At 65.9% G+C, this 25,112-nt stretch carries 20 protein-coding genes; 11 read left to right on the forward strand and 9 right to left on the reverse strand.

Annotation, left to right across the window (positions count from 1 at the left end; genetic code table 11):
* Positions 1–144: 144 nt before the first annotated feature.
* The 3 genes from ompR (at position 145) to P5W99_RS07980 (ending at position 2,965) form a co-directional block, all read left to right on the forward strand.
* On the forward strand, positions 145–879 hold the full coding sequence (ompR, locus tag P5W99_RS07970) for an osmolarity response regulator transcription factor OmpR (protein ID WP_027814652.1): 735 nt from the start codon (positions 145–147) through the stop codon (positions 877–879).
* A 53-nt stretch (positions 880–932) separates the two neighbouring features.
* Positions 933–2,282, forward strand: coding sequence for an ATP-binding protein (locus P5W99_RS07975; protein WP_421024027.1), 1,350 nt, complete (start codon positions 933–935; stop codon positions 2,280–2,282).
* Positions 2,283–2,416: 134 nt separating this feature from the next.
* Positions 2,417–2,965, forward strand: coding sequence for a peroxiredoxin (locus P5W99_RS07980; RefSeq protein WP_434660186.1), 549 nt, complete (start codon positions 2,417–2,419; stop codon positions 2,963–2,965).
* Positions 2,966–3,054: 89 nt separating this feature from the next.
* Here P5W99_RS07980 and P5W99_RS07985 read toward each other — a convergent pair whose 3' ends face one another.
* The 3 genes from P5W99_RS07985 to ispD form a co-directional block, all read right to left on the reverse strand.
* Positions 3,055–4,194, reverse strand: a complete 1,140-nt coding sequence (locus P5W99_RS07985) for an acyltransferase family protein (RefSeq protein ID WP_434660188.1) — start codon at positions 4,192–4,194, stop codon at positions 3,055–3,057.
* A 139-nt stretch (positions 4,195–4,333) separates the two neighbouring features.
* A complete protein-coding gene (ispF, locus tag P5W99_RS07990) occupies positions 4,334–4,813 on the reverse strand; it encodes a 2-C-methyl-D-erythritol 2,4-cyclodiphosphate synthase (protein ID WP_421024029.1) in 480 nt (159 codons plus the stop codon).
* A 68-nt stretch (positions 4,814–4,881) separates the two neighbouring features.
* Positions 4,882–5,601, reverse strand: a complete 720-nt coding sequence (gene ispD / locus P5W99_RS07995) for a 2-C-methyl-D-erythritol 4-phosphate cytidylyltransferase (RefSeq protein ID WP_421024030.1) — start codon at positions 5,599–5,601, stop codon at positions 4,882–4,884.
* Between the two features lie 280 nt (positions 5,602–5,881).
* On the opposite strand from ispD, the gene mfd reads away from it, so the two are divergent.
* From mfd to mscL, 4 genes are all read left to right on the forward strand, one after another.
* Positions 5,882–9,355, forward strand: a complete 3,474-nt coding sequence (gene mfd / locus P5W99_RS08000) for a transcription-repair coupling factor (protein WP_421024031.1) — start codon at positions 5,882–5,884, stop codon at positions 9,353–9,355.
* 126 nt (positions 9,356–9,481) lie between these two features.
* A complete protein-coding gene (argE, locus tag P5W99_RS08005) occupies positions 9,482–10,723 on the forward strand; it encodes an acetylornithine deacetylase (RefSeq protein WP_421079518.1) in 1,242 nt (413 codons plus the stop codon).
* A 52-nt stretch (positions 10,724–10,775) separates the two neighbouring features.
* Positions 10,776–11,786 carry a threonine/serine dehydratase gene (locus tag P5W99_RS08010; RefSeq protein ID WP_421043740.1) on the forward strand — a complete coding sequence of 337 codons (1,011 nt, stop codon included), beginning with the start codon at positions 10,776–10,778 and terminating at the stop codon, positions 11,784–11,786.
* Positions 11,787–11,929: 143 nt separating this feature from the next.
* Complete coding sequence (gene mscL, locus P5W99_RS08015) at positions 11,930–12,367, forward strand: large conductance mechanosensitive channel protein MscL (protein WP_421024034.1); 438 nt, start codon at positions 11,930–11,932, stop codon at positions 12,365–12,367.
* 58 nt (positions 12,368–12,425) lie between these two features.
* Here mscL and P5W99_RS08020 read toward each other — a convergent pair whose 3' ends face one another.
* From P5W99_RS08020 to P5W99_RS08030, 3 genes are all read right to left on the reverse strand, one after another.
* Positions 12,426–14,423 carry a response regulator gene (locus P5W99_RS08020; protein ID WP_434662489.1) on the reverse strand — a complete coding sequence of 666 codons (1,998 nt, stop codon included), beginning with the start codon at positions 14,421–14,423 and terminating at the stop codon, positions 12,426–12,428.
* Between the two features lie 96 nt (positions 14,424–14,519).
* The gene (locus P5W99_RS08025; protein ID WP_421079520.1) at positions 14,520–15,104 is read right to left on the reverse strand and encodes a response regulator; all 585 of its coding nucleotides are present in this window, start codon (positions 15,102–15,104) and stop codon (positions 14,520–14,522) included.
* 43 nt (positions 15,105–15,147) lie between these two features.
* Positions 15,148–16,863, reverse strand: a complete 1,716-nt coding sequence (locus P5W99_RS08030) for a sensor histidine kinase (protein ID WP_434660192.1) — start codon at positions 16,861–16,863, stop codon at positions 15,148–15,150.
* Between the two features lie 426 nt (positions 16,864–17,289).
* On the opposite strand from P5W99_RS08030, the gene P5W99_RS08035 reads away from it, so the two are divergent.
* Positions 17,290–17,793, forward strand: a complete 504-nt coding sequence (locus P5W99_RS08035) for a hypothetical protein (protein WP_434660194.1) — start codon at positions 17,290–17,292, stop codon at positions 17,791–17,793.
* 84 nt (positions 17,794–17,877) lie between these two features.
* Here P5W99_RS08035 and P5W99_RS08040 read toward each other — a convergent pair whose 3' ends face one another.
* Complete coding sequence (locus tag P5W99_RS08040) at positions 17,878–20,247, reverse strand: AsmA family protein (RefSeq protein ID WP_434660196.1); 2,370 nt, start codon at positions 20,245–20,247, stop codon at positions 17,878–17,880.
* An 88-nt stretch (positions 20,248–20,335) separates the two neighbouring features.
* Here P5W99_RS08040 and P5W99_RS08045 point away from each other — a divergent pair, with 88 nt between their 5' ends.
* Both P5W99_RS08045 and P5W99_RS08050 read left to right on the forward strand, forming a co-directional pair.
* On the forward strand, positions 20,336–21,088 hold the full coding sequence (locus P5W99_RS08045; RefSeq protein WP_421024040.1) for an ABC transporter ATP-binding protein: 753 nt from the start codon (positions 20,336–20,338) through the stop codon (positions 21,086–21,088).
* The gene (locus tag P5W99_RS08050; RefSeq protein ID WP_421024041.1) at positions 21,085–21,909 is read left to right on the forward strand and encodes an ABC transporter permease; all 825 of its coding nucleotides are present in this window, start codon (positions 21,085–21,087) and stop codon (positions 21,907–21,909) included. Before P5W99_RS08045 ends, P5W99_RS08050 begins: the two co-directional genes overlap by 4 nt.
* Before the next feature lie 131 nt (positions 21,910–22,040).
* Here the strand turns inward: P5W99_RS08050 and P5W99_RS08055 are convergent, their stop codons facing one another.
* Entirely contained in the window at positions 22,041–22,598 is a 558-nt protein-coding gene (locus P5W99_RS08055; RefSeq protein WP_421024042.1) for a DUF6013 family protein, read from the reverse strand.
* A gap of 225 nt (positions 22,599–22,823) precedes the next feature.
* The gene (gene ligD, locus P5W99_RS08060; RefSeq protein ID WP_421024043.1) at positions 22,824–23,909 is read right to left on the reverse strand and encodes a non-homologous end-joining DNA ligase; all 1,086 of its coding nucleotides are present in this window, start codon (positions 23,907–23,909) and stop codon (positions 22,824–22,826) included.
* 316 nt (positions 23,910–24,225) lie between these two features.
* On the opposite strand from ligD, the gene serB reads away from it, so the two are divergent.
* On the forward strand, positions 24,226–25,065 hold the full coding sequence (gene serB / locus P5W99_RS08065) for a phosphoserine phosphatase SerB (protein ID WP_421079523.1): 840 nt from the start codon (positions 24,226–24,228) through the stop codon (positions 25,063–25,065).
* Positions 25,066–25,112 lie beyond the last annotated feature (47 nt).

Below are 25,112 nucleotides of genomic sequence, written 5' to 3' on the forward strand. Positions count from 1 at the left end.
AATGAAGTATCTAACGAATGGCCGTTTTACGCAAAGAAGTCTATCTGTCAGTGCTTGAGCCCGTGCCACAGCATGGGTAAATTTTGTAACTGACTGTAACCTTATAATTGTTGCAAACTCGCACATCTTCTCAATCGCGCTAAGATGCCAGGCATGGAAACCAAGAACCCGTCCAAAATTCTCGTTGTCGACGACGACCCGCGGCTGCGGGACCTGCTGCGCCGCTACCTCGGCGAGCAGGGTTTCAACGTCTATGTGGCAGAAAACGCACCCGCGATGAACAAGCTGTGGGTGCGCGAACGTTTCGATCTGCTGGTGCTCGATCTCATGCTGCCGGGCGAAGACGGCCTGTCCATTTGCCGGCGCCTGCGCGGCAGCAACGATCGCACGCCCATCATCATGCTTACCGCCAAGGGCGAAGATGTGGATCGCATCGTCGGCCTCGAAATGGGCGCTGACGATTACCTTCCGAAGCCCTTCAACCCGCGCGAGCTGGTTGCGCGCATTCATGCGGTGCTGCGTCGCCAGGCGCCGTCCGAGTTGCCGGGCGCGCCTTCGGAAACCACGGAGGTGTTCGAGTTCGGCGAATTCGCGCTGAACCTCGCCACCCGCACGCTCACCAAGGCTGGCCAGGAAATCCCGCTCACCACGGGCGAATTCTCGGTGCTCAAGGTGTTCGCGCGCCATCCGCGCCAGCCGCTCTCACGCGAAAAACTCATGGAGCTCGCGCGCGGCCGGGAATACGAAGTGTTCGACCGCAGCCTCGACGTGCAGATCTCGCGTCTGCGCAAGCTGATCGAGCCCGACCCGGGCAGCCCGCGCTTCATCCAGACGGTCTGGGGCCTCGGCTACGTGTTCATTCCCGACGGTGCGGCCTGATACTCGACGGGGTCTCGTTGTCTGCACTGCCTTTGTTGAAACGGGAAGGGCCCATGCGGATTGACCGGCGTTTGCTGACGCTCGCGTTTGGCGATCTGTTCTGGCGCACCTTCCTGCTGATCGCCCTTCTCATCGCGGTCAGTCTCGCCGCGTGGTTCCAGAGCTTTCGCGTGATCGAGCGCGAGCCGCGCGCGCAGCGCGTGGCGCTGCAGCTCGTCGCCGTCGTCAAGCTCACGCGCACTGCGCTCCTCTACTCCGATCCCGACTTGCGCCGCGCGCTGCTCCAGGACCTGGAAAGCAACGAGGGCGTACGCGTCTACCCGCGCGAGGCCACCGACAAATACAAGCTTCAGCCTGACGAATCGCTCAATCGCCTGATCGAGCACGACATCCGCGGGCGTCTTGGCGACGACACCGTGATTGCGCAGTCGGTGAACGGCATTCCCGGCGTGTGGATCAGCTTCAAGATCGACGACGACGATTACTGGGTCGCGCTCGATCGCGACCAGCTCGACAACGTCACGGGCCTCCAGTGGGTCGGCTGGGGCGTATCCGCCCTCGCGCTCTCGCTGTTCGGCGCGGCATTCATCACGAGTCTCGTGAACCGGCCGTTCGCGCGGCTCGCCATGTCCGCGCGCATGGTGGGCTCGGGCCAGTCGCCCGCGAAGCTGCCCGAAAGCGGCATGGGCGTGGCCGCCGAGACCAATCGCTCGTTCAACCAGATGGTGCGTGACCTCGAGCAGTTGGAGGCCGACCGGGCGCTCATGCTCGCCGGCATCTCGCACGATCTGCGCACGCCGCTCGCGCGGCTGCGGCTGGAAACGGAAATGAGTCCGTCCGACCAGGCGACCAAGGACGCGATGATCGACGACATCGAGCAGATGGACATGATCATCGGCCGTTTCCTCGACTATGCGCGGCCCGTGCAGCGCATGCCCGAGCGCGTCGACCTGTCGGTCATCGCGAGCGAAATGGCCGCGCGCATGGCCACCGAGGACGGCGTGCGCCTGATCACGCGTCTTGCGCCCACGGCCGTGATCGAAGCCGACGACACCGACATGCGCCGCGTGGTGGGCAATCTGATCGAAAATGCGCGCAAGTACGGCTTGAGCGAGTCCGACGGCATTCCTCACATCATGCTGGAAACCCGCGTCTCGCATTCGCGCGTGGAGCTTTCGGTGGTCGACGAAGGCCCCGGCATTCCCGAAGACCAGCTTCCGCTCGTCACACGGCCGTTCTATCGCGTCGACAGCGCCCGCACCCAGGCCAACGGCACGGGCCTCGGCATGGCCATCGTGCAGCGCCTCGTGGGCCGCTATCGCGGCGCGCTGCGCCTGCGCAATCGCGCGCCGGGGCCGGGTCTCGAAGTCACCATCGAGTTTCCGCTCGCCAAGGGCGCCTGAGTTTCAGCCTTTGCCCCGGTCCCGGCGCACGCCGGTGGCACGCGCGCTCCGCCCCTGCCACAATTAGCCCAAACATCGGGCCATGAGGCGCGCGCACGGGGCGCGCGTGCGCCCCGCGTTCAAGGAGCGACGCCATGAAAACCGTTGGCGACAAACTCGAAGCCTTCACGGTCACCGCCGCGAAACCCGGCTTCAACCAGCCCGAAGAAAACGGCGAGTCCGCGTTCATGGAGTTCACCGAGCGCAGCTTTCCCGACAAGTGGAAAGTGATCTACTTCTATCCGAAAGATTTCACGACGGTCTGCCCGACCGAGATCACGGCATTCGCGCAATTGCACAAGGAATTCGAAGACCGCGAGACCGTGCTGTTGGGTGGCAGTTGCGACAACGAATACGTGAAGCTCGCGTGGCGGCGCGAGAACAAGGCGCTCGACCGGCTGAACCACTATGCGTTCGGCGACGTGAAAGGCGAGTTGATCGACCAGCTCGGCATTCGCGATAAGGAAGCGGGCGTGGCGCTGCGGGCGACCTTCATCGTCGATCCGGACAATGTCATTCAGCACGTCTCGGTGAACAACCTGAGCGTCGGGCGCAGCGCCGCCGAAATCCTGCGCGTGCTCGATGGGCTGCAAACCGGCGAACTCTGCCCGAGCGATCGCGAGGTGGGCGGCGCGACGTTTTGAGGCACGCATGCTGAAAGCCGCGTGCACAGGTTGCATGTGCAGGCCGCACATGCAGTCTGCGCACTGAGAGCGGCTCAACGCCGCCCCGCTCAGGTCCGCCCGGCGGCCGCGCGCGCAGGCAGGCGACTACGGATCGCCGTGGCGAGCGGCTCCTTCCATTCGAGCACGCGCTTTTCCAGCAACTGCCACGACAGATGCGCAAGCAACACCGAAAGCGCGAACTGCATGACGAGCGACAGCAGGTCCTGCGCCAGCGGCGGCACGTGCAAGCTTGCGTAGAACGCCGGCGCCTCGCCCAGACGCGACGGCACCAGATTGTGGAACAGATAGAACCCGTAGCTGATAGTGCCGAGATACGCGAGCGGCCTGGCTTCCAGCGCGGTCGCGAGCAGGCTGTCCTGGCGTCGCACGAGCCATAGAAATACTGCACCGAGCGAAAGCGCCAGGCCGATATCGAGCAAGCCTGGCAAGATGGCGCGTTGTGCCGCTTCACAGGTGTCGCAATCGGCGCGCGCCAGCGCGAATGTCACGAGACCCGCGCATGCGAGCACGAACCAGGCGCCGCTTCGCACCCTCCCCTGGATCGGCACGCGGGCGCCGCCGATGGCCAGCACGCCGCCGAGCGCGAGCAAGGCGAAATTCCACGGCGAGAACGCATAGACGAGCGGCTCGATCGCACCAGTCGCGTAGAGCACGAGATGCGCGAGCGCCGCGCCGCAGATCATGACGACGCAAATCGCCAGATGATATGAAGCGCGCGTGAACAGCAGCGCAAACGGCGCGATCAGATAGAACTGCTGCTCGACCGCGAGGCTCCAGAAATGCGAGACCGAGCCCGGCCATCCATCATGGACAATGCCGATCCAGAAATTGGAGAGGAATACGTAATGCCAGGCGAGCCCGAGATCCACATCGCGTTGATAGAAGAACGCATGTGCGATCGTCAGCGCGATGAGCAGCAAATAATAGACCGGGAAGATGCGCAACGTGCGCTTGACGAAAAATACATAAAGCACCGCATCGCGGCGCGCTGTGCGTTGCTCGACGCGCAGGCGGTTGCGATGCAGTTCGCCGATGATGAGATAACCGCTGATGAGGAAGAACAGCCACACGCCGATCTTGCCTGCGTCGATTGCGTCGACGTGCGCCTTGTGCGAGAGGAACACCAGCATCACAGCCAGTGCCCGGAGACCGTCGAGGCCTTTCACGCGTCTTTCGAGTCTCGTCATGAACCTTTCCGCTTCCGGTACGACTTAATCCGCCTTGAGTATGCGGCGAAAAAAAACGGAAATTAATCGACAAGAAAAGCCAGGGCGGTGATTGCAGATGCAATCACCGCCCTGGGTACGGCAGCAGGCATACGGCCTGCTAGACCCGCGTGAGCAGCACGGCCGCCTGCGCCTCGATGCCTTCGCCACGGCCCAGATAGCCGAGCTTCTCGTTGGTTTTTGCCTTCACGTTCACGCGATCGAGCGGCAGTTGCAGATCTTCCGCAATGCATGCGCGCATCGCTTCGATATGCGGCGCGAGCTTCGGCGCCTGTGCAATCACGGTGGTGTCCACGTTCACGAGCGTGAAGCCCGCCTCCTGCACGCGGCGCATGCACTCGCGCAGCAGCACGCGGCTGTTCGCGCCGTAGAACTGCTTGTCGGTGTCCGGGAAATGGCGACCGATGTCGCCGAGCGCGGCGGCGCCGAACAGCGCGTCGGTGATCGCGTGCAAAAGCACGTCGGCGTCCGAGTGGCCGAGCAGCCCGCGCTCGTAAGGCACCGTCACGCCGCCGATGACGAGCGGACGTCCCGGCACGAGCGCGTGCACGTCATAGCCTTGTCCGATTCTGATATCCATATGAGGTCTTCCGTGTAGCTCTGTTGGCCGGCTCAATTGCCGGCCCAGTTTCCTGCTCAGTTGTCTGCTCAGTTGCCAGGATTGCGGCTGAGAATGGCTTCGGCGAGTGCGAAGTCTTCTGGGTAGGTCACCTTGAAGTTGCGCAGGCTGCCCTGCACGAGCCGCGGCGAATGGCCGAGCCATTCGATGGCGCTCGCTTCGTCGGTGAGATCGTGACCTTCTTGCTGTGCGCGCTCGATCGCCGTGCGCAGCATGCCGATGCGGAACATCTGCGGGGTCTGGGCCTGCCAGAGGCCATCGCGCGCTTCCGTGCGCGCGATGCGCGGGCCGCCCGGCACGTGCCGGGGCGCGACGCGCTTGAGCGTGTCGGCGACGGGCAGCGCCATGACGCCGCCCACGGGGTCGTCCTTGAGCGCTTCGACGAGCGAGCGGATCAGCGCGGGCGTGATGCCGGGGCGCGCGGCGTCGTGCACGAGCACCCAGTCGTCGTCGGTGGCGCCGAAGTCGGCCAGCGCGATCAGGCCGTTGTAGACCGACGCCTGGCGCGACGCCCCGCCCTTGCGGCGCACCGCGAAGCGCAGGCCGGCGAAGCGGCGCGCGTCGAAATGGCTATCGTCGGGAGAAATAACCACGAGCGTCTGGGAGAATTCGCTGCAGGCGTCAAATGCCGCGAGCGTATAGTGCAGGAGTTCGTGTCCGGCAACCGCCCGGTATTGCTTGGGCATCGCCGATCCCGAACGGCTGCCGGTGCCGGCACAGGGGATCAGGGCAAAAAGACGTGAGGTCACGGTATTGCAGGCCGCATGAGTCAAAGTAAAGGACGGATTTTATAATAGGTCCTTTGACCACACGTCAGCCGCTCGCTCAAGGCCCTCGGCCAGCGCCGCAACCTGCGTTGCCTGGCGGGCGTGGCGGATACGTTGGCCGCCCTTCGCAAGGCTGCGCGCGCCCTTTTGCCTTACGAATGGCTGTCGATAACCGGATCGCATGCGCGTTGCCTCGCGCGCTCCGCTACTGACACATCACTGACGCATACGATAAGCAGCGCCTCGCCACTCTGTTGCCCCTATGTCCGATATCGCCGCACCCAAGCAGTCGCCGTCTTCGTCCCCGGTCGCCATCGTCAAGCCGGGGCAGCGCTTTGCCTTCGACGGCACGCACGGCTCGTCCGATGCGCTCCTGATCGCCCGCTATCGCGAAGCCGCGCGTGCAAGCGCCCCGCTTCTGGCGGTGATCTGCGCGAGCGCCGTGGACGCCCAGCGCCTCGCCCAGGAAATCCCGTTCTTCGCGCCCGAAGCGCGCGTGCGCCTGTTGCCCGACTGGGAAACGCTGCCCTACGACACGTTCTCGCCGCACCAGGACCTCGTGTCCGAGCGCCTTGCGACGCTGCACGACCTCGGCGAGGGCCGCTGCGACATCCTCATCGTGCCGGCCACGACCGCGCTGTACCGCATGCCGCCCGCATCGTTTCTCGCGGCCTACACGTTCTCGTTCACGCAGGGCGAGCGCCTCGACGAGGCGAAGCTCAAGTCGCAGCTCACACTGGCCGGCTACGAGCATGTGAGCCAGGTCGTGCGGCCCGGCGAATACTGCGTACGCGGCTCGCTGATCGACTTGTTCCCGATGGGCTCGCCGCTGCCGTACCGCCTCGACCTGTTCGACGATCAGGTCGACTCGATCCGCGCCTTCGACCCGGACAACCAGCGCAGCCTCTATCCGGTCAAGGACGTGCGCCTCCTGCCAGGCCGCGAGTTCCCGTTCGACGAGGCCGCGCGCACGGCGTTTCGCAGCCGCTGGCGCGAGGTGTTCGAAGGCGATCCGAGCCGCGCGTCCATCTACAAGGACATCGGCAACGGCGTGCCTTCCGCGGGCATCGAGTACTACCTGCCGCTTTTCTTCGAAGAAACGGCCACGCTGTTCCACTATCTGCCCGAACATGCGCAACTGGTGTTTTCTGGCGACCTGGACGCCTCGATCCGCCGCTTCACAGCCGACACGAAGCAGCGCCACGCCTTCCTCGCGCACGACCGCGAGCGGCCGATCCTCGAGCCCCAGCGCCTGTTCCTGACCGACGAGGACTTCTTCACGCTCGCCAAGCCCTTCGCGCGCCTCGCGCTGCCGGCCACGAGTGCGGGCGGCTGGGCCAACGCGCTGCCGAGCCTCGCGATCGACCGCCACGCCGACGACCCGCTCGCCGCGCTGCGCGGGTACCTCGACACCACGAAGAACCGTGTGCTGTTCGCGGTGGAGTCGGCGGGACGCCGCGAGACCATCGCGCAACTGCTGGCCGAGAACCATCTGCGCCCCGCCTCCGCGGACAGCTACGCAGACTGGCTCGGCAGCGACGAGCGTTTCGCGCTGGGCGTGGCGCCGCTCTCGACCGGCTTCGCGCTGCCCGGCGAAGGCCTTGCGATCATCACCGAGACCGAGCTCTACGGCCCGCTCGCGCGCCGCGCGGGACGCCGCCGCCAGGAACAGGCGAGCAACGTCGATTCGATGGTGCGCGACCTCTCCGAGCTCAAGGTGGGCGACCCGGTCGTGCACGCGCAGCACGGCATCGGCCGCTACCACGGGCTCGTGACGATGGACCTCGGCGAAGGCGACACCGAGTTCCTCCACCTCGAATACGCGAGTGCCAGCAAGCTCTACGTGCCGGTCTCGCAGTTGCACGTGATCTCGCGCTACAGCGGCGCGGATCCCGATAGCGCCCCGCTGCACGCGCTCGGCTCGGGCCAGTGGGAAAAGGCGCGCCGCAAGGCCGCGCAGCAGATCCGCGACACCGCCGCCGAGCTGCTCAACCTCTACGCGCGCCGCGCTGCGCGCGAGGGCCACGCGTTCGCGCTCGAGCCGCGCGACTACGTGAGGTTTGCGGAAAGCTTCGGCTTCGAGGAAACGCCCGACCAGGCGGCGGCGATCGCGGCCGTGATCGGCGACATGACGAGCGGCAAGCCCATGGACCGCCTCGTGTGCGGCGACGTGGGCTTCGGCAAGACCGAAGTGGCGCTGCGCGCGGCCTTCATCGCCGTGATGGGCGGCAAGCAGGTGGCGATCCTCTCGCCCACCACGCTGCTCGCCGAGCAGCACACGCAAACTTTCACCGACCGCTTCGCCGATTGGCCCGTGCGCATCGCCGAGCTGTCGCGCTTCAAGTCCGCGAAGGAAGTGAGCAGCGCGATCCAGCAGATCAACGAAGGCAGCGTCGACATCGTGATCGGTACGCACAAGCTGCTCTCGTCCGATGTGCAGTTCAAGCGCCTCGGGCTCGTGATCATCGACGAGGAACACCGCTTCGGCGTGCGCCAGAAGGAGGCCCTGAAGGCGCTGCGCGCCGAAGTGGACGTGCTCACGCTCACCGCCACGCCGATTCCGCGCACGCTCGGCATGGCGCTCGAAGGGCTGCGCGACTTCTCCGTGATTGCGACCGCGCCGCAAAAGCGCCTCGCCATCAAGACCTTCGTGCGCCGCGAGGAAGACAGCGTGATTCGCGAAGCGATGCTGCGCGAGCTCAAGCGCGGCGGCCAGGTTTATTTCCTGCACAACGAAGTCGAGACCATCGAGAACCGCCGCGCGATGCTCGAAGCGCTCGTACCCGAAGCGCGCATTGCGGTCGCGCACGGGCAGATGCACGAGCGCGAACTCGAAGCCGTGATGCGCGATTTCGTGGCGCAGCGCGCGAACGTGCTGCTGTGCACGACCATCATCGAGACCGGCATCGACGTGCCGACCGCGAACACCATCCTCATTCACCGCTCCGACAAATTCGGCCTCGCCCAGCTCCACCAACTGCGCGGCCGCGTCGGGCGCTCGCACCACCAGGCTTACGCGTATTTGCTCGTGCACGATCCGCAGGGGCTCACGAAGCAGGCGCAGCGCCGTCTCGAAGCGATTCAGCAGATGGAGGAACTGGGCGCCGGCTTCTATCTCGCGATGCACGACCTCGAAATCCGCGGCACCGGCGAAGTGCTCGGCGACAAGCAGTCGGGCGAAATTCACGAGATCGGCTTCCAGCTCTACACCGACATGCTCAACGACGCCGTGAAGGCGCTCAAGGACGGCCGCGAGCCGGATCTGAACGCGCCGCTCGCCGCAACCACGGAGATCAACCTGCACGCGCCCGCGATCCTGCCCGCCGACTATTGCGGCGACGTCCAGGAGCGCCTGTCGCTCTACAAGCGCCTCGCGAACTGCGAGCACGACGATTCGATCGACGGCATTCAGGAGGAGCTGATCGACCGCTTCGGCAAGATGCCGCCGCAGGCGCACGCGCTGATCGAAACGCATCGGCTGCGTCTCGCGGCCAAGCCGCTCGGCGTCACCAAGATCGACGCGAGCGAAGCCGTGATCGGGCTGCAGTTCGTGCCGAATCCGCCTGTCGACGCCATGCGCATCATCGAAATGGTGCAGAAGCACAAGCACATCAAGCTCGCGGGGCAGGACAAGCTGCGCATCGAAACACGCAGCCCCGACCTCGCGGTGCGAGTGGCGACGGTCAAGGAGACCCTGCGCGCGCTCGGCGCGCCGGCGAGGGCGGCGGCACGCTGAATGCGCCTTGGCGCGGGGCGGATGTTGCACTGCGCCATTGCACACCCGGGCTGCTTCGCCCGGGTCGTTTTGGCTTGAGCGATTCTTTTTGGGTAATATGGATAGACAAGCAAGCTGGAGTCCATCATGACCATCGCCGCTGATTCAGCGCAGTCGTCCACGCCGTCTTCCCAAGCATCGTCATCCGCCTCTCTCCCCGCTGCGCTCCCATGGGTCACCCGCCTCGTGTCGATGGACACGGTCAGCCGCCATCCGAATCTCGGGCTGATCGAGACCGTGCGCGACGACCTGCGCGCGCGCGGCATCGAAGCGACGCTCACCTACGGCCACAACGGCAAATGGGCCAACCTGTTCGCCACCTTGCCCGCCCACGACGGCTCGACCGATGGCGGCATCGTGCTGTCGGGCCACACCGACGTGGTGCCCGTCGACGGCCAGAAGTGGGACAGCGACCCGTTCAAGCCCGAGATTCGCGACGGCCTGCTGTATGGACGTGGCACTTGCGACATGAAGGGCTTTATCGGCACAGCGCTCTCGCTCGTGCCCGAGATCCAGCAGATCAAACTCGCGAAGCCGCTGCATCTCGCGCTCTCGTTCGATGAGGAAGTCGGCTGCGTGGGCGCCCCGCTCATGATCGAAGATCTCGTCAAGCGCGGCGTGAACCCGGAGGGCTGCATCGTTGGCGAACCCACGAGCATGCGCCCGATCGTGGCGCACAAGGGCATCAACGCGTATCAATGCTGCGTGCGCGGCCATGCTGCCCATTCGTCGCTCACGCCGCGCGGCCTGAATGCCATCGAATACGCGGCGCGCCTGATCTGCTACATCCGCGATATGGCCGACGAGTTCCGCGCGAAAGGCCCATTCGACGAGCTCTACGACGTGCCGTTCACGACCGCGCAAACCAGCACGATCGAAGGCGGCAACGCGATCAACACGGTGCCGGCCGAATGCCGCTTCGCCTTCGAATTCCGCAACCTGCCCACACTCGACCCCGACGCGATCTTCGCGCGCATCGAGCAATACGCGCGCGAAACGCTCGTGCCGAAGATGCAGCGCGAAAATGCAGCGGGCGCGATCGAGTTCATGAAAATCGCTGCCGCGCCGGGACTCGACGACAGCGAGCAAGCCGCGATCACCCAGCTCGTGCGCGCGCTCACCGCCGACCGCACGCGGCACAAGGTAGCGTACGGCACAGAAGCGGGCCTCTTCGCGCGTGCAGGCATTCCGAGCGTGGTGTGCGGCCCGGGCGACATCGAGCAGGCGCACAAGCCCAACGAATTCGTCTCGCTCGACCAGCTCGCGGCGTGCGAGGGCTTCCTGCGCAAGCTCGTGCACGGCCTTTCGGTTCAGGCGCAGGCACAGTAGTCACCGAGGCGCTCCTCCTCAACACACTCGTCCCGCGCGCAGGTCCAACGCCATGTCAACCGCCACGCCGCTGCCCACCGATCGCACGATCGACGGCGAACCCGTTCCAACCCTGGACGAGATCGCCTCGCAGCACTTCATGCTGGCGCCGTGGGTGCTGCGCACGCCGGTGTTCGACCGCCACGACCTGCCCTCGCTCGGCGGCACGCACGTCAACTTCAAGTTCGAACTGCTGCAGGCGAGCGGCAGCTTCAAGGTGCGCGGCGCGTTCACGCACCTGCTCGCGCTCAGCGCGGCGCAGCGCAGTGCGGGCGTCACCTGCGTCTCGGGCGGCAATCATGCGATCGCCGTCGCGTACGCGGCAAAGCGGCTTGGCATCGGCGTGAAGGTCGTGCTCTTTCGCAGCGTGAGCGAAGCGCGCGTCGAGCAGTGCCGAAGGCTGGGCGCCGAAATCGTGCGGGCCAACGACAACCGCGAGGCATTCGAGATCGTGCGCCGCATCGAGGCCGAGGAAGGCCGCTACTTCGTGCACCCGTTCAACGGCTGTCGCACCGTGCTCGGCACGGCGACGCTCGGCTACGAATGGGCGACCCAGGCACCCGATCTCGACGCCGTGATCGTGCCGATCGGCGGCGGCGGGCTGGCCGCGGGCGTCGCCACGGCGCTGCGCCTCGCCAACCCGCGCGTGCGTGTCTACGGCGTGGAGCCCGAGGGCGCTGACGTAATGAGCCGCAGCTTCGCGGCGAATCACACGGTGCGCATGACCCACATGCAGACGATTGCCGACTCGCTCATGTCGCCGCACACCGAGCAGTACAGCTATACGCTATGCCGCCGCCATGTCGAGCGCGTCGTCACGGTCTCGGACGACGCCCTGCGCACGGCGATGCGCCTGCTCTTCGACGAACTGAAACTGGCCGTCGAGCCGGCCTGCGCAACAGCCACCGCGGGCCTTTACGGGCCGCTGCGCGACACGCTCGAGGGCAAGCGCGTGGGCGTCCTGCTGTGCGGGACCAATACCGACCCGCAACGCTTTAGCGAGCAGATCGAGCAGGCTCACTGAGGCCCCGCGACGCGGGGCCGGCCATCGACACAATGTCATGCAGTGTCAAATCGCTACCGCATTGCAGATGCGTTCGCTATCATTGCGCCATTGTGCCCTTACGCCCCCTGGCCTTTGCCGCCCCGTTCAAGGAGAGCCCGCTCATGAGCATCATCAAGGAGTTCAAGGAGTTTGCCGTCAAAGGCAATGTGATGGATCTCGCAGTCGGTGTGATCATCGGCGGCGCCTTCTCCACCATCGTCAACTCGGTCGTGAAGGATCTCATCATGCCGGTGATCGGCGTCGTCACGGGCGGCCTCGACTTCTCGAACCTGTTCGTCCGGCTCGGCCACATTCCCGACACCTTCAAGGGCAATCCCGACTCGTACAAGGATCTGCAAACCGCCGGCGTGGCCGTGTTCGGCTACGGTGCGTTCATCACGGCGCTGATCAACTTCGTGATCCTCGCCTTCATCATCTTTCTGATGGTGAAATTCGTGAACAAGCTGCGCCAGTCGGAACCGCCCGCGCCGGCCGCACCGCCGCCCACGCCCGAAGACGTGTTGCTGCTGCGCGAGATTCGCGACTCGCTCAAGAAGTAAGGACAGTCAAAAAAAAGCCCGCTTTCGCGGGCTTTTTTTTCGATCTCGCGGGCGACGCTCATGCCACCGATGCATCGCCTGCGCGCTGTGTCACCGTCGCTTCGATCAAACGCTCGAGTTGCTCGAAATTCACGGGCTTCGTGAGATGCGCGGTGAAGCCGGCGTCGAGACTGCGGCGCACATCGTCGTCGGTGCCGAAGCCCGTGAGCGCGATGGCCGGCGCCGCCGACTCCTTGCGGAATGCACGGATGAAGTCGATGCCCGAGCCGTCCGGCAAACCGATATCGCTCACCACCAGATCGAAATGCTGCGCGGCCGTGAGAGCGAGCGCGCTGGCCACGCTCGCGGCCACTGAAACGTCGTGGCCGAGCGTGCGAATCAATTGCGACATGACCTCGGCCGTGTCGTCGTGGTCCTCGATCAGGAGGATGTCGAGCGCACCCGCACGGTGCGGCCCGCTGTGGTCCGCAGGGCGAGCGGCGCCCGAAGCGGGCTCCGCAGTCGGCAGCACGATCGTGAAGGTCGCGCCGCAATGCGACCCCGGGCTCTTCGCGCTCACGGTGCCGCCATGCGCCTCGGTCAGCGCCTTCGTCACCGCGAGGCCGAGGCCGAGGCCGCCGAACTGCCGCGTCATGTTGTGGCTACCCTGCTCGAAGGCGTGAAAGAGCTTGCCGATCTGGTCAGGCGCGATACCTATGCCGGTGTCCTCGACTTCGATCACTACATGCATGCGCTCATCGCGGGTGCGCACGAAAATATGGCCGCCGTCGGGCGTGAATTTCGCCGCGTTGCGCACGAGATTCCAGAACATCTGCTGCATTCGCGCGCGGTCGCCGCGCACGTAGTGATGCTGCGCCAGTCGCTCGACGTGCACGTCCTGCTGCTTGATCTGGATTTCGCTGTGAAAGAGTTCGAGCACCGCGTCGATCACCTCGTGCACGTCGACCGTGTCGAGCGTGAGGCTCAGCTTGCCGTTCGCGACGCGCGTGAGATCGAGCAGATCGTCGATCAGGCGCGCCTCGAGTTCGATATTGCGGCGAATCATCAGCACGCCCGCACGCGCGGCGTCGGGCAAGCCGTCAATCTGCTCGAGCAGGCGCGTACCAGCCAGCACGGGCGTAAGCGGCGTGCGCAACTCGTGCGAAAGCATCGCCAGAAAGCGGTCCTTTGCGCGATTGGCTTCTTCAGCCGCCTGGCGCGCGGCCTGCTCGGAGGCCAGCAGCAGCTCGCGCTCTTCGTTCGACTCGCGCTGCGCATGGATGTCGGTGCAACTGCCGAACCACTTGTTGACGCCGCCGCGTGGATCGCGCATGGCAACGATTCGGACGTCGAACCATCGGTATGCGCCGTCGTGGCGCAGAATACGCAGTTCGTGCCGGTAATCGTCGTTGGCGGTGCGCACGGCTTTGAGCCAGGTGTCGCGAATCTCGTCGCGGTCGTCCGGATGCACGGCGTCGAGCCACGCAAGGCCGTGCGTCGTGTCGGCGTCGATGCCCGTGTATTCGCGCCACTGCTTCGAAAGAAAATCGCACTCGCCATCCGCCCCGCAGGTGAACACGAGGTGCGGCAGCGCTTCGGACAACGTGCGGTAGTGCTCTTCGCGATCGCGCAAGAGCAGCGCCTGGTCGGAGGCGCGCTGCAGCGCGACCTGGGCGAGCACGCGCGCCACCGCTTCGGGCAAGTAGTCGAGGTAATCGCCCGACTTCGGCACCACGTCGGAGACGCCCGCGCGCAGCGCGGCGATCACGCGCGATTCGTCGGTGAAACCGGTGACGAGAATCGCCGGCACGCGCACGTCCTCGGCACGCAGACGGCGGAAAAAGTCGAGGCCGGTCTCGGCGCCGTCCAACTGGTAGTCGAGCACGAGCACGTCGGGCGTGCGCGCCGCGAGCACCGCGCGCGCCTCGCCAACGCCCGTGCAGGTGTCCACGCGCGCGCCGGCCCGCACGAGCGATTTGCGCGCGAGCCGCAGAATGCCCTCGTCGTCGTCGACGACGAGCACGTGCGGGCCCGCCAACATCGGCGCCCCTTCGTTCAAATCATTCATGCCGTTCATGCCGCTCATGCGTCGAGCATCCCTTGTGGCTGGCGCCGCGCCGCTGACGCGGGCAGTATCGATATTGTCGTGGTGATCCTGCGTGAATCGAAAACATCAAGGACGCAAGAAGCGATGCCCCGGCGGCAGCTTGACGACCTGGAGAAAAAATCCAAGCCGCCGCACCGCCTCGATGAATGCGTCATATTCGACGGGTTTCGTGATGTACACATTGCAGCCCAGTTCGTAACAACGCTCGATCTCGCGCGGATCGTCGGTCGTGGTGAGCACGATCACCGGCACTGAAGCGGTCACGGGATCGGCCTTCAACCGCCGCAGCACTTCGAAGCCGTCCACGCGCGGCATGCGCAGATCGAGCAGCACGACGAAATTCGCCAGTTCTTCCCGCGACGGGTAATTCGACGCTGCAACGGTGTCGGCACCCGGCGTGCCAAAGAAGTAATCGAGCGCCTCCTGGCCGTCGCGAAAACGCAAAAAGCCGTTGGACACGCCCGAGCGCCGCAGGTTGCGTTCGACCAGCGTGGCATGCCCATCGTCGTCTTCGATCAGCACGATGCTCACGCGCCGCCCTGGCTCGCCCGGCTCGGCCGCCAGGTCGGCTCGCGCGCCGCCCGGGTGCGGATCCGGCTGCGTCCCCGCGCTGTCGTCCGCCTTCTTTTCGGCCCTCTCTCCCTCTCTCATACCGCTCTCCGAGGTTTCCTCATGCGATTCAATGGTCGTGCCCTCATGCTGCACGCAGCGGCTCGTCGGGCAGCGCGACGAAGAAAGTGGAACCCGCGCCTTCCGTCGACTCGGCCCAGATGCGGCCGCCATGGCGCTCCGCAATGCGGCGCGCGAGCGCGAGCCCCGTGCCCTGCCCGTCCGACTCGCCGCCGTGCAGACGCTGGAACACGCGAAAGAGTTTGGGCAGATACGCAGCCGGGATTCCGATGCCATTGTCACGCACATAATAGGTCCGGGTGCGCGTGCCCGATATGCGCGAGGCATCACGCGCGGTGGCGCCGGCAATCGCGGAAGACGTGACGAGCGACGTGACGAGCGACGTGACGAGCGACGTGACGAGCGACGTGGCGGGCAGCGTCGCACGGCCCTGTGCGCCCTCGCCCAGCTCCAGTGCGCCGATTTCCACATGCCCGGGCCGCGCCGGATCGAGATGACGCAAGGCGTTGTCGATCAGGTTGCCGAAGATCTGCTCGAGCGCCGCGGGGTCGCCCCACGCGGGCGGCAGCTCGCGCACCTCGATGCGCGCCTGCTGCGCGAGCCCCGCTGCGAGGCCGGCGAGCGCGCGCTCGACAATCCGCCCCACATTTACGCGCTGCCAGCGGTACTCGAGCCGCCCGGCGCGCGACATGCGCAGCAGCGCGTCGATGATGGCTGCCGCGCGCGCCACGGCCTGGCGCAGGAATTGCAGCGATTCGTCGACATCGCCGTCCAGCACTTCCATCATGTGCCGGCGCTCGGTAGGCGGCAGATCGGCCAGATCGATCTGCTCGCGCAGATCGCTGCACGAAACCTGCAATTCCTTCGAAAAGCCCTGCAGGTTCACGAGCGGCGAGCGCAGGTCGTGTGAGACGCTGTAGATGAACATCTCGTTGTCCTGGCTCTCCTGGCGCAGATTGTCGTTGGCGGCGGCGAGATCCGCGGCGCGCTCCTGCAATTGCGCCTTGAGCGCCGTCTGTTCATGCTCGGCTTCACTCAGGCGCCGGCTCGTCTGGTTGAGCACGGCGTCGAGCGAGGCAATTTCGTCGTTGCCGGCAAGCGGCGGCGCGAGCGCCACGCCAACGCTGAGCCGTTGCGCATTGGCGCTCAGCGTGGCAAGGCGCAGGCTCACATTGCGCGCGAACACTGCTGCGGTGGCGGCCCAGACCAACATCGACCCGGCGACCGCGAAGATGAGCGCATCCTGCTGCCGCTCGCGGCTCTTGCGCAGCGAGGCGCTGCGCGTTTCGTCAAAGCGCGTTTGTTCGGCGATGAACGCATCCAGCTCGCTGCGCACCGCGTCGATTTCCGGCGGCAGGCCGATGCCGCCCGTATACGTGAAGCCCCCGGCATTACCGTCGCGCAGCGCGTCGGCCACCTTTCCACAGCTCGCGCGCCACGTTCGCGCAGAGTCGTTGATGCGCTGGATGCGCGCGAGCTGCCTGGGGTTGTCGCTCACCATATGCTCGAGCAGCGCGATGCGGTCGGAGAATTCGGCCCAAACAGCGCGACGGTCGATGAACGAGGGATCTTCGAGCACGATCGCCGTGCGGACCCGCGCGGCCTCGCGCAACAGCGGATGGGCGAGGCCCGCGGCCTGCCAGAGAATCTGCTTGCTGTTCTCAGCGCTCTTCGCAGCCAGGGCGGCCTCGCCTTGCGTATCGAATACGAGGCCGAGCAGCGCGAGTTCGATTGCGCTCGGTATCGCGATCAGCAAAAGCCCCTTGGCGAACAGTTTCATGTCTGTCTGATTAGATGCCGCTCCGGGCCGCGCTTGCGCGCCGGACCTACCCCGCCCGGCCACCCCAGGCCAGGTCCTCGCGTGCCGCGAAAAGGCCGCGCCGCCCGTGCCGAATCATTATCCCCGGTAGATTATGAGATTACAACGTATGTGGTGACCCGCACCACGTAGTGAGAAAAGCCGGCATTTTCCAGAGAAATCGTCACACTGCGCGCGCGTGCAGGTCTATTATTGAGACCGGAGATAAGTAAATGGTAGCGAGAGAGCGCCGGGATACCTACATGAGCGCGACGTGTGGTCCGGCATGGCGTTTGCCTGACACAACGAGGGTGTCGACAGGGTCCTCACGGGCCTGAGTCCTCGTGAACTGGCAGATCGGTATGCTTGAGGGATCGACGTGCGGCGCACCAGTCCGGGAGTGGTCGCATGGGAACGCTGCGTTTTTTGCAATCCACCTTTTTCAGGCGAATTTTTATGTCCTTCCCGAAAAAGCGTAAACGCATCAGGGCGGATGGCGACGAGTCGTTTCTCGCCGTACTCAGCCACTTCAAGCCGTTTGGTCAACTCGACACCAAGATTGCACGTGCGCGCGCGCAGGACGAACCAGTGCTCTATGCACACGTGCTGCCTGGGCTCGATGTGCTGTTATGCAGCGTCCGCGGTGCGCATCCGCCCTATCCCGGCACGAGCGAATTGCGTCGGCGCTGCATCGAATCGATCGCGCATGCACTCGAGCAACCGATCGAGGGGCTCGAGAACGGCGGCTACTGGTACGAAGCCGACGGCTTCGGCCTTCTCGTGTTCGCGAGCCGGGCGCGCGGGCGAATCCTGCCCGAGTTCGGCGGGACGCGGCCCGGCATCAGCTTGCGGCACGCGGCACGCCGCCAGGACACCACCGGCGATCCCGCGCCGCGCCAACAGTTGCGCTGAGCCATCCTCAACAACGCCCGACGCTCAAGCGTCGGGCGTTGTTGTATCTGCGCGGCTGCAATGCGTCGGCGTCGGCCATCTGCCTCAACTGCCCTTGTAGAGACTCTGTATGCCGGTTTGCGCAGCGTCGCCATGTGACGCAGGCGGCGAGACCGCCTTCGTCCCGCTAGCGGGCTGCGGCAAGGCAGGCATCTTCTGGCCCGGCGGCGGTGCGGCCGGACGCTGGCGGATCTGCGCGAACAACTGATCGCACGGCAGCGGCTTGTTATTGCTCGGCGCGACGAGCGGCAAGAGTGCCATAAACGGGTTGATGAGCCCGAGCCCCACCATGGCGCCGCCGCGCAGCGCGAGCGCCGCGGCATCCACGCCCACGTGCGGATTCTGGAACGTGCCCTTCACGTAGAGCGGCGAGCGCAACGAGAACACCCGAAAACCCTTGGTGTGCGGATGCACCTTCATGTCCATCGATTCGTTGCGCAGATCGATGGGGCCGTCGATGTTGATCACCGCATCGTCGGTGTCCAGCGCGAACACGCGCGGATCGAGCACGCCGTTGGTCGCCACGAAATCGGCGGCCGCGCAATTGATGTTCACGTCGCGGCTTCCGAACAGCTTTTCGTAGACCACATTCGCCACGTTCAGGCCTGCCGCTTCCATCAGCAGGCGGCTGATGGTGCCCTGCGTGACCAGCGCCTTCACCTCGCCGTTGGAGGTAGCCGCGAGGGCAGCCGGCGAATTTCCGGTCGCGGAAAGCGAAGCGTCGCCGTTGATCTCGCCAAGCGCCGATTGCATCGACTTGAATTTCGGGAACAGCTCCTTGAGCTTCAGGTGGCGCGCGGTGATGGTGCCGCGCGCCTTGAGCGGTTCGCCGCTGCCATCGAGCGAGAGCCGCGTGGCGAACCGGCCACCCGCTACGCCGAATTGCAGCGGCTCGAACTCGAGCACGCCGTCAGTCAGGATCACGTGCGTGTAGAGGTCCTGGAGCGGCAGGCTGCCCTGCTTGACGATGCGCTTGCCGGTGAACTTCACGTCGGCGTCGATGGACGTCCAGCGGTCGGTCTTGAACGGCTCGACGGGGATCACCCGGCCGGCAGGCTGCCTGGCCGTGTCGCCGCGCTTCGCCTTGCTCGCTTTGCTGTCGGCGCCGATGATCGGCGCCAGATCCGAGAACTGCAGCAGGTTCGACACGAGCTCGCCGGACAGCAGCGGGCGCGGCTGGCGCTGCGTGTATACGAACGTGCCGTTCAGGTCGCTGCCGCCCACACGGCCCGTGAAATTCTCGTAGCGGAACACGCTTGCACCGCGATGGAACTGGCCGACGAAACGCCCTTCGGTTGCGTAAGGCGGCGTTTCGGGCAGCGTCACGCCGGTCAGCCTGTATAGATGCGCCATGCTCCGGCCTTGCAGCCACAGGCGCAGATCGACAGCGGCGAGATGCATGGGGTCGGTCAGCGTGCCGACCAGTGCGATATGCATGTCGCCGGCGTGCACGTCGGCCTGGAGCGGGAACGGCCGCTTTGCGTCTTGCAGCGCCAGCACGCCGCCGAACTTGCCGGCGCCCGACAGCGGCGTCTTGTTGTAGGTGCCCTTGACGGTCCAGCCGAACGCGTAGAACGGCTCGTTCGGCTTGCGTGCCGCAGGTGCGCTTGCAGCGTTTGGAGCGTTTGCAGCGCTGGAGGCACTGGAGGCACTAGCTGCGCTAGCGGCGCTCGCAGCGGATGCAGCGCTTGCGGCGGCCGCCTCGGAGGCCTGAGCCTTCTCCGCCTGCTGCGCGAGCCGGTTCGCGCCGGCGCGTCCGATCATCTCGGCGGAACCCTGGCGCGACGCGGCCTCCTGCTGTGCCATCACCTCGCCAATCGGAATCCCCTTGCCGAGCAGATTCACGGCGATCTTCACATCGGTTTTCGTCTGCTGGTCGCTCACGGCGATATTGCCGCTGGAGAACGTGATGTCGTGCAGATCAAGCTTCCATGTGGAAGGCCCGCCCGACGACGCCAGCTTGAAGGTCCAGTTGTTGCGCCCGTCGGCGAGGCGTTCGATATCGACGGCCGGATTCTCGAGGTGAATCGCCGGAATCACGATGTCGTGCGCGAGCAGCGGCAGCACGGCCACATCGAAATCGATCGAATCGAGCGTGGCAAAGTGCGGCGTCTGGGTCCAGTCGGGGTTCGCCACTTCGATTTGGGAGGCCGAGAAGCGCGGCCAGGGCACCCAGGCGCGCCAGCCCGTTTCGTTCGGCGGCCGGCGCCAGCCCACCTTGAGGTTGCCGACGATGGCGAAGGGTCGCCCGATAGCTTGCGTCACCTTGTCGTTGACAAAGGGTCTGGCGCGATTCCAGTCGAAGGTGTAAATGAAGACGCCCAGCCCGGCGACGAGCACCACGACACCGGCCGCGAGCCATGCGAAGATCTTGGCGAGCGTGCGGCCCAAGCCGCGGGGTTGCCGTGACGTCATGCGTACTCCATGTTATGCGTTGTTGTTTCGCCAACGATGGCGCAGCAGCCTGCGTGCCCGGTGGCTGCTATTTGTCTGTAATTCTCCGATGACTCATCACAACGATTCGAGCCGGGCCGGCGTTGACCCGAAGTCGAGCGCGCCGCTCATCGAAGCAAGACGCATCACGCGCCGCGATGCCCAGCGGGGCCAGGTCTTGCTACAGCCCACCGATTTTGCGCTTCATGCGAGTCAACGCGTCGTGCTCACGGGCCCGTCCGGATCGGGCAAAAGTGTATTCCTGCGTGCGCTCGCGCTGCTCGATCCGCTCGACGGCGGCACCCTGCACTGGCATGGCCAACCGATCGCGTCCGCGCGGATTCCGCGCTACCGGCGTCACATTGCCTACGTGCGGCAGCGGCCCGCGCTGATCGACGGCACGGTGGAGGACAATCTGCGCTATCCATTCTCGCTCGCGGTCTATCGCGATGCAGCCTTCGACGTCGCGCGCGCGCGTGCGCTCTTCGACGCGGCGGGCCGGGGGGCTGGTTTCCTCGCGCGCGAGACCGCGGAGCTATCCGGCGGCGAAGCGCAGATCGTGGCGCTCGTGCGCGTGCTGCAACTCGATCCCGAGGCGCTGCTGCTCGATGAGCCTACCGCCTCGCTCGATCCTGAATCGGCGCGCGCGGTCGAGACGCTGATCGCGCACTGGTTCGAACACGAGCGCGCCGCACGTGCGACCGTATGGGTCTCGCACGATCCTGCGCAGGCGCAACGCGTGGGCACGCGCCACATCACGATGCGCGCGGGCGTGCTCGACGAGGCCGCCGCCACGCACGCCACGCTGGGGGCCCTGCGATGAGCCCCGGCGTGCTGCAGAACCTCGGCATCGGCGACGTCGCCATCGCCGCGCTGCTGGTATTCGTCAACGGCGCCGTTTCGGTGCTGCTCAAGCTCGACCTCGAACGCAAGCTCGCATGGGCCGCCGTGCGCACCGTCGTGCAGTTGCTCGCCATCGGCTACGTGCTCGGCTGGGTGTTCGCGTTCAACCGCTGGTACGCGGTGCTGCCGCTCATGGCACTGATGACGCTCATCGCCGGCATCGCGGGCTCGCAGCGCGGCGCTCGCACCTATCTCGGCCAGCGCGTGGACAGCATCGTATCGATCTGGGTCAGCGCGTGGCTCGTGGCGGCTGTGGGACTTTTCGTGGTGATCCGGATTCGGCCGTGGTACGAGCCGCAATATGCGATACCGATCCTCGGCATGATTCTCGGCAATACGCTCACGGGCGTGTCGCTCGGCGTCGAGCGCGTGATGCAGGAACTCACGGCGCGGCGCGACCGCGTGGAAAGCGCCCTCGCGCTCGGCGCCACCGGCTGGGAGGCGGCCCAGGCGAGCGCGCGCGAGGCCGTGCGCGCGGGCATGATCCCGACGCTCAACCAGATGGCTGTGGTGGGTGTGGTGAGCCTGCCCGGCATGATGACGGGCCAGGTGCTCGCGGGCCAATCGCCGCTGCAGGCGGTGCGCTATCAAATCGTGATCATGTTCCTGATCGCGGCATCGTCGGCGCTGGGCACCGTGGGCGCTGTCGTGCTCGCGTACCGGCGGCTTTTTTCGCCCGAGCATTGCTTCCTGGCCGCGCGGCTCGTCGAGCGGCAGGCCCGCACGAAAGCGCGCGCGTGACGTCCCGGGCATGATGTGCCTTGACGGGACGCGCGCGCACGTGCCGTCAAGGGCCTCCAGCCGCTCGCCGCAACGCGCGCGAGTGCATTTCCGCGCTACCGCAACGTGGGCCCGGTTCTGAACGCAGCCATCTAACGTTGCGCCGAAATGCTCAACTGCGTGCCGTCGCTGAGCGTGAGCGTTTTGGCGGTGCCGTTGGTCGGCATCGAAAAGTGCAGCACCTCGCTATGGGCGACCACTTCGGGACATTGCGCGCCGGCGGCCGACTTGCCCGTGCGCGGCGCCTGGGCCCGGAAGCTCACCTGAACGTTCGCCGTGCCGTCCGCCGCGACGATAGGCGCGAGACGCACCTGCGTCTGGCGCACCATCGCGCCGTTCGCGTCGAGCGGCAGCGAGGCGTAATCGGGACAACTCTGCGCCGCCGGCACCGCGCCGCCTGGCGGCGTGGTGCGCCACGTAAAGTCGTCGGTGTCGCCCGAACGCAGCGTGCGGGTCTCCTGTGAGTTGCCGTAGAGCTTCGACGCGACCTTGACCGTGTAACGAATCGGGCCATCGGGCGGCGTCTTCGACGTCACCTTGATCGGGGGCGAGGCCAGTGCCGGCAGCGCGATCGCGCAAGACAGGGCAACGGCAACACGAACGAGCGCCGCGCGAGTGCGGCTGGGACGGCTGGAGCTGCTGCAAGGCATGCGTCACCTCCTGGCGGGAGCTGCCGTGGGCCGCGAACGACGCGGTGCGGGCAGCACGTGGCGGAACTTCTACTGTCAGTCTAGCGCGACGCGCGAAGCCTTGCGCCGGACGATGACGTCGGCGTGACCAGGTTTTATCCGGCTTGCCAGTCCGCGCATTTTATTAGCAATGCGCAACGTGCTGTCGTGATGCACGAAGACGAAGCGGGCCCCGTCGCACGACGCCTAAGCAGCGCCCTGCTCCAGCCGCAGCGTGAGCTCGCTGCTAATCGACTGGCGCACCTGCGCATAATTTGCCCATGGGTCCGAGCGGTTGACATGCGCCAGACGCGCATCGATATTTGCGAGCGTCCATTGCGCGCCGCCCGTTGTATCGGCGAGTTCGTCCCACGCGATCGGCACCGAGACGCCCATGCCCGGCCGCGCTCGCACGCCATAGGCAACCGCCGTGCTGGCGCCGCGCACGTTACGCAGATAGTCGACGAAGATTTTTTTCTTGCGATGCTCGGGGCCCATGGTCGCCGTGAACTGCGTGGGCCAGCCCGAGGCAAGCCGCTGCGCCACGGCGCGCGCGAACGCCTTCGCGTCGTCCCAGCCCGCACCGTGCATGAGCGGCACGACGATGTGCAGCCCCTTGCCCCCGCTCGTCTTGCAAAACGCTTCAAGACCGAGATCGGCGAGCATCGCGCGCGTGAGCTGCGCGGCCTCGATCATGCGGTCCCAGTCGAGCACCGGATCGGGATCGAGGTCGAGCACGATGCGATCGGGCGCTTCGATATCGGCGGTGACGGCATTCCATGTATGCAGCTCGATTGCGTCCATCTGCGCGACGTGCACAAGCGCTTCGAGCGAATCGATGGTGAGCACCGGCGGATGGCCGGGATCGAGGCCTTCGTGTTGCGTCACCTCGGGAATCGGCGCGCGCGCGCTGTGGCGCTGGAAGAAAAGCTCGCCGTCGAGACCTTGCGGCGCACGCACGAGCGAAACTGGACGATCGCGCAAATGCGGCAGCAGCCAGGGGGCGGCGCGCGCGTAATAGCGCACGAGGTCGAGCTTGCGTGTGCCGCTGTCGACATCGATGACGCGGCGCGCGCTGGTGATGCGTATGCCTGCGACTTCGCCGATGGTCCCATGACGGCCCGAAGAGATTCGAGGAGATCTAGGCGCACGAGGCATGGAGGCACGCGGCGCGCGCTGGGTAGACACGTTGGGCGCGCTGGGTGCGGTTTGCGCTGCGGTGTCCGCAGCGTCGGCCCGCGCGCCGGTCGGCGTTCGAGCGGCGCCCGTCTGGGCATGGTGAGCGTCCTGCATACCGGTTCCCCCTACGCCCTGCAGGGCGCGTGCGACGCATCGCGCGAGACGAGCCGCTCATCACGATACGCACGGTTGACGGCATGCGGCGACCGTCCCCCGGCAGGCGCCGCACGAGCTTTCATTGTGCCTAAAAAGGCGGCTTTCGTCTCTGTAAGCTGCGGAGCGGGCCGCGCGCCGGCATCGAAACGGTACAATTCGTCTTTCGCCGCCGTGCATTGGCCGGATCGACCGTCCTTGCACGCTTTTATCGATACCCGTTCGATCCTCCGCCGTTTCCGGGGCGCCATCCCGGAATCCCGGCACTGTTCACGTCATGAATCTCGTCATCCAGAGCCCCGCTCCGCTGCAAGCCGTCCACCACAAGCCACTGCTCGCGCTCGCGCGCGGCAGCCGCCTCGTGCCGATCGACGCGCACGCGATCCGTATCGAAGACGCCGCGCCGGCACAGCACGCGGACCTCGACGTCTATTGCGGGACGCATCAACTCGATTTCGCGTTCATCGAGTCGGACCGCACGCTTGCCGGCTTCGGGCTCGTCGCCATGGACATGGACTCGACGCTCATCACGATCGAATGCATCGACGAAATCGCCGACTTCTGCGGCCTGAAAGCCGAAGTCGCGGCAATCACCGAAGCGGCGATGCGCGGCGAGATCAAGGACTTCAACGAAAGCCTCACGCGCCGCGTCGCGCTGCTCAAGGGGCTCGACGCGAGCGCACTGGAGCGCGTCTATGAGGAACGCCTGCAGCTTTCTCCCGGCGCCGAAAAAATGCTCGCCGGCGCGAAAGCCGCGGGCCTGAAAACGCTGCTGGTTTCGGGCGGCTTCACGTTCTTCACCGAGCGGCTGAAGGCGCGACTCGGCCTCGACTTCACGCGAGCGAACACGCTCGAAATCGTCGAGGGCAAACTCACCGGCCGCGTCGTGGGCGAGATCGTCAATGCGGAGGTGAAGGCGCGCACGCTGGTCGAAACCTGTGCGCAGATCGGCATCGAGCCGCGCCGCGCGATTGCCATGGGCGACGGCTCGAACGATCTGAAGATGATGGCCGAGGCGGGGCTTTCGGTGGCGTTCCGCGCGAAGCCCGTGGTGCGCGAAGCGGCTAGCGTCGCGTTCAATTTCGTCGGGCTCGACGGCTTGCTGCGGCTCTTCTGAAGCGCGTCGAACGTGCCGCGCATGCGGCACGCGCGGTGCTGAAATGA

The organism is Paraburkholderia sp. A3BS-1L, assembly GCF_051125215.1.
Classification (GTDB): domain Bacteria; phylum Pseudomonadota; class Gammaproteobacteria; order Burkholderiales; family Burkholderiaceae; genus Paraburkholderia.

Coding starts and splice junctions, on each gene's coding strand:
- ligD (WP_421024043.1), bottom strand. CDS start 23,909: ATGCAGGACGCTCACCATGCCCAGACGGGCGCCGCTCGAACGCCGACC.
- P5W99_RS08030 (WP_434660192.1), bottom strand. CDS start 16,863: ATGAAACTGTTCGCCAAGGGGCTTTTGCTGATCGCGATACCGAGCGCA.
- P5W99_RS07975 (WP_421024027.1), top strand. CDS start 933: ATGCGGATTGACCGGCGTTTGCTGACGCTCGCGTTTGGCGATCTGTTC.
- P5W99_RS08055 (WP_421024042.1), bottom strand. CDS start 22,598: ATGCCTTGCAGCAGCTCCAGCCGTCCCAGCCGCACTCGCGCGGCGCTC.
- ompR (WP_027814652.1), top strand. CDS start 145: ATGCCAGGCATGGAAACCAAGAACCCGTCCAAAATTCTCGTTGTCGAC.
- P5W99_RS08050 (WP_421024041.1), top strand. CDS start 21,085: ATGAGCCCCGGCGTGCTGCAGAACCTCGGCATCGGCGACGTCGCCATC.
- mfd (WP_421024031.1), top strand. CDS start 5,882: ATGTCCGATATCGCCGCACCCAAGCAGTCGCCGTCTTCGTCCCCGGTC.
- argE (WP_421079518.1), top strand. CDS start 9,482: ATGACCATCGCCGCTGATTCAGCGCAGTCGTCCACGCCGTCTTCCCAA.
- ispF (WP_421024029.1), bottom strand. CDS start 4,813: ATGGATATCAGAATCGGACAAGGCTATGACGTGCACGCGCTCGTGCCG.
- P5W99_RS07985 (WP_434660188.1), bottom strand. CDS start 4,194: ATGACGAGACTCGAAAGACGCGTGAAAGGCCTCGACGGTCTCCGGGCA.
- P5W99_RS08020 (WP_434662489.1), bottom strand. CDS start 14,423: ATGAACGGCATGAATGATTTGAACGAAGGGGCGCCGATGTTGGCGGGC.
- P5W99_RS08045 (WP_421024040.1), top strand. CDS start 20,336: ATGACTCATCACAACGATTCGAGCCGGGCCGGCGTTGACCCGAAGTCG.
- P5W99_RS07980 (WP_434660186.1), top strand. CDS start 2,417: ATGAAAACCGTTGGCGACAAACTCGAAGCCTTCACGGTCACCGCCGCG.
- P5W99_RS08010 (WP_421043740.1), top strand. CDS start 10,776: ATGTCAACCGCCACGCCGCTGCCCACCGATCGCACGATCGACGGCGAA.
- serB (WP_421079523.1), top strand. CDS start 24,226: ATGAATCTCGTCATCCAGAGCCCCGCTCCGCTGCAAGCCGTCCACCAC.
- P5W99_RS08035 (WP_434660194.1), top strand. CDS start 17,290: ATGGGAACGCTGCGTTTTTTGCAATCCACCTTTTTCAGGCGAATTTTT.
- mscL (WP_421024034.1), top strand. CDS start 11,930: ATGAGCATCATCAAGGAGTTCAAGGAGTTTGCCGTCAAAGGCAATGTG.
- P5W99_RS08040 (WP_434660196.1), bottom strand. CDS start 20,247: ATGACGTCACGGCAACCCCGCGGCTTGGGCCGCACGCTCGCCAAGATC.
- P5W99_RS08025 (WP_421079520.1), bottom strand. CDS start 15,104: ATGAGAGAGGGAGAGAGGGCCGAAAAGAAGGCGGACGACAGCGCGGGG.